The sequence below is a fragment of the Microcystis sp. M53603_WE2 genome, from assembly GCF_030065435.1.
The window spans coordinates 1-3990 of record NZ_JASJFF010000983.1 but is presented as its reverse complement, the minus strand read 5'-3'; the positions used below and the strand labels follow the sequence as shown (position 1 = coordinate 3990).

Genomic DNA, 3990 nt, shown 5'->3' with positions numbered 1-3990 from the left:
TTCCATTCTTCCCTACCTTGAAGGAGTTTGTTGGAGGCTTGGCATTTTTTTTTAGTAAGGGTTTGCGGAAAAAGGTTTTTCTGGGGGCAGGGTCTGGGGTGTGGGGTGTGGGGTGTGGGGTTTCATCGATTTTCAGGTGGTCAACTACCTAATTTTCAGGGAAAAAGTCCAGGAATTTTCCCCCCGATCCCCGCAATGGCTGGCACTTTTTGAGGGGAAAAAAGTCCAAAAGTCTTATCCAACAAGGTTTTTAGATTTATTCAGCAAGCCCTACTTAAACAAAATGGCAATGCTTCAACAGAGCGCCTTCAAGTAGGGGATGATATTCTTTTTCGGAGATAGTATAGGCCCCAAATCTAGCCAGATGGGGATTTTGCATTTGGGCATCAAATAGACAGAAATCCCGTTCTCTGAGGTGTTCGACTAACTTGACCATGGCTACCTTAGAACCATCGGGAATTTGATAAAACATCGATTCCCCGATAAAAACCCCGCGAATTGCTAAACCTAAAATCCCCCCCGCTAATTGATCCCCTTGCCAAGTCTCGAAACTGTAGGCCCAACCGGCCTGGTGTAATTGCTGATAGATTTGCATTAACTCCGGGGAAATCCAAGTCAGCGAGCGATCGGCACAACCGGCACAAACCCCAGCAAAATTGCGGTTAATAGCCACGCTAAAGCGATTTTGATTCAAAACTCGTTTTAGGGACTTGGGATACCTAAAACGCCGATCAAGAGGGATAAGAGCGCGATTTTTACTAGAATACCAATCCAATCTGCCCCCCTCATCGGCCATGAGAAAGTAACCGCGTGCGTATCCTTGTATAATAGAGGCGGTATCCACGAATCCCCCCAAGAACTCAGTCTCGTAGCCTGATAATTCTCTAATTATGCCTGATCATCCCGCAGCAATTCCGCCCATTACTTTACCACCGATCGAAAATCCCCAACAGGAACAAACTTGGTTGCGAACCGCTTTACATCGTTGGTTAGATGCGGAATTTATTCCCGAAGCTATTAATGAAACTATCGCTGAACGCGCTAGTCAAATTTTTCTGCGTCAGCGTTTGGAAGGGGAAAACGATCTCGGTAGCTTGGTAATTGCGATCGTTACCGAGATGCAAGCTTTTGATTTCCGCGAAAGTTTTTATAGTGAATTTGCCATCGCTAACGCTGTCAGTGATTTAATTTTAGATAGTTTAGGGATCGATCGCTGTTGTGGGCAAAGTTAGACAGTTTTTCTTTGTTATTGGAGTTTAATTTCTATTAGCTGCTCTGCTAATTTTTTTGTACGAATGGGGTAAGCTGCACTGCCTATTAGAAATTTTAGGACAAATGAGCAAAACCTCTCTCCTCGATCATAGACAGTCTTAACCAGTAATTTAGAGAGTCAACAGCTTATTGCTTATTTAAGAAGTTAACAAAATCTTTAATTGACAAGAATTAATTGATAGTTGTTGGGAAAGTTTTATTAAACCTCTTGCATAATTAATTTTTGAGGGTTCAAAAACGGTAAGAATAAGGATTAAATTGCATAAAATCCTTAAATAGACCATTTAATTGATTATTGTTCATTCCTAATTCTCCTGACTCCTGACTCCTGACTCCTGACTCCTAACCCTAACAACAATTTTTGATTTTTACAAGAGGTCTATTAATTTCCAACCCAGCGATCTCAGCGATTGTATAGGCTGGTCTGCCCTTAACTTCTTCGTAAATTCGCCCGATATATTCCCCTAATATGCCAATACCGATCAATTGTACCGAACCCAAGAAAAACACAGCGATCAAGATAGTAGCTAAACCGGTAACGGGAGAGTCGGGTTGCTGTAAGCGCCAGTAGAGAACCAGTAAAGCCATCAACAGGGCAATTAAAGCGGAAAATAAGCCTAAATAAGTGGAAATACGCAGGGGAATCTTAGAAAAAGACACCAAGCTATTAATCGCTAAAGCTAGGGATTTTTTAAAAGTGTATTTGACTTCGCCAGCAAACCGGGGATCCCGCTCAAATTTAACAGCAGTTTGTCGGAAACCAATCCAAGCGCGCAAACCGCGAATATAACGATTCCGTTCTGGCATAGAATTTAATACGTCCACTACCTGACGATCCATCAGACAAAAATCCCCCGTGTCCGCAGGGATATCCACGTCGGCTAATTGTCGCAGCAATCTATAGAAAACGTAGGCAGTTAGGCGTTTAAACCAACTTTCTTTTTTCCGTTTTGTTCTCTGGGCGTAAACCACATGATAACCTGCTTGCCAAGACTCAATCATTTTGGGAATCAATTCCGGTGGATCCTGCAAGTCGGCATCGAGGACAACAATAACTTGACCCCTAGCAAAATTAAGTCCTGCCGTCACTGCTGCCTGATGGCCAAAGTTACGAGCAAAGCTAATGTAACAGACCCTAGCATCTCTTTCCTGTAGTTCCCGCATTAAATTTAAGGAACGGTCCCGACTGCCATCATTAATCAGAATCAGTTCCACAGAATCATCTAAACTATCCATGACGGCACTGACACGGCGATAGAGTTCTGGAATGGTTTCTTCCTCGTTATAAATCGGGATAATTAGCGAATATTTCGGCATTTTCGAGAGGTTGAACGGACAACAGCCGTGTTTTTATGGCGGCTGCTACGCTCTAAATATTCTGCTAAAGTATCCCTTTTGTCAACTTAATAGATTACTGCTAGACAGTGCCTTTAAATTGCCAAGGAATGATCGAGCGTTGCTTGCCGACGTAAACAATTCCAGTAGGATGCATAGAGATCCGTCTGTTGACCGCGCAGAGAAGCGATCGCAGGTGCAGCAGGAAAAGGCCAGAGACGATCAAAAACCACTTCTCGATGAGCCAGACGAAACTGTAGCAAATAAACGGAAGCAGGAGCCTGTAAATTATCCAGTAATTGCGCTGCCAGCCGATGTAAAGACTTAAGACTCTCTCTTTCCAGACTAATCGGTTGACTGTAGGCGTTGGGGATCATGCCTTCTCCGATTACCTCACCGTATTCTAAACCCTTAGATGTCACCGTGATCGGCAACCAAAGATCCCCAAAAGAAGAATCTCCCTGACTGGTTTTATAGTGCAGGGTATGGGCAACCCAAGCGCGTCTTTCCTCGATATCCCGACAAGCTTGATAAACTTTTTTACCCGGAAAATTCACCCAATTGGGTAATTGAATTGTTAAGGGACACCAGATTAAATTATTTTGGCTGGTTTTACCCGACTCCATTTTTGACCACAAAGAAGCCGTCCCCGTCACCTCCACCGCCAAGGATTTAGGAACGGCGTTTTTTAAGGCAATCACCATCTTTTCGGTAACGGGCGATAGCCGAGACATCTGACCACTGGCTTGAGCTTCGGCATTAACGAGAATGATAACTTTGTCCATTTCTTCTTGTGATTTGGGTGAACTTGAACGAGCAGCGGTGAGGTTGGTTAAAAGTGAGAATTGACTGGGGTTCAATGCTTCTGTAGTCGCCATGGCAAAAGCTATTTCTCTGGATTTTAGCGGATTATACAAGACCGTAACTATTTTTTACGGATTTTTTCAACAACAACCATATTCGAGGCAGGATTTTGCTGCTCCCCCTCATAGAATACCCTAATTGACACTCCTAGGGCACTAAGCGCTTCGGGATTCTTTGGTTCCGCCGAGTTTCCTCGATCAAGGCAGCCGGTATGCACAATCGCCACTTGGGGAGCCCCCAAGACCGCACTGGCTTGCCAGCGTATGAGTTGTTATACTTTGCATAAACGTCACCGCACCGCTTGATACCAAATCCGTTTTTAATAAGCTGTACTTAATTTAAACTGCGTCCAGGAAATTTTAGTACAAATGCTCAGACTTCCTCTCCCTGCTCCCAACTCCAGCACTCCGGTGCAGTCTTAACGAGTAATTTAGATAGTCAACAGCTTAGTATGATTAAGTAGGATTTGCTGAATAAATCTAAAAACCTTGTTGGCTAAAACTTTTAGACTTTTTGGCC

At 43.6% G+C, this 3990-nt stretch carries 5 protein-coding genes; 2 read left to right on the top strand and 3 right to left on the bottom strand.

The genetic code is table 11. From position 1 onward, the window contains the following. The first annotated feature begins 100 nt into the window (after nucleotides 1-100). Entirely contained in the window at nucleotides 101-316 is a 216-nt protein-coding gene (locus PX481_RS29845) for a hypothetical protein (protein ID WP_353852211.1), read from the top strand. Here the strand turns inward: PX481_RS29845 and aat are convergent. Continuing rightward, nucleotides 275-856, bottom strand: coding sequence for a leucyl/phenylalanyl-tRNA--protein transferase (gene aat / locus PX481_RS20760; protein WP_071825075.1), 582 nt, complete (start codon nucleotides 854-856; stop codon nucleotides 275-277). The two genes, PX481_RS29845 and aat, sit on opposite strands and share 42 nt — an antisense overlap. Nucleotides 857-890: 34 nt before the next feature. Here aat and PX481_RS20755 point away from each other — a divergent pair, with 34 nt between their 5' ends. Next, a complete protein-coding gene (locus tag PX481_RS20755) occupies nucleotides 891-1232 on the top strand; it encodes a DUF8822 family protein (RefSeq protein WP_002761061.1) in 342 nt (113 codons plus the stop codon). Nucleotides 1233-1620: 388 nt separating this feature from the next. Here the strand turns inward: PX481_RS20755 and PX481_RS20750 are convergent, their stop codons facing one another. Both PX481_RS20750 and PX481_RS20745 read right to left on the bottom strand, forming a co-directional pair. Further along, nucleotides 1621-2589, bottom strand: a complete 969-nt coding sequence (locus tag PX481_RS20750; RefSeq protein ID WP_288026688.1) for a glycosyltransferase family 2 protein — start codon at nucleotides 2587-2589, stop codon at nucleotides 1621-1623. Nucleotides 2590-2702: 113 nt separating this feature from the next. After that, on the bottom strand, nucleotides 2703-3485 hold the full coding sequence (locus PX481_RS20745; protein ID WP_288095758.1) for a hypothetical protein: 783 nt from the start codon (nucleotides 3483-3485) through the stop codon (nucleotides 2703-2705). Between the last annotated feature and the right edge of the window lie 505 nt (nucleotides 3486-3990).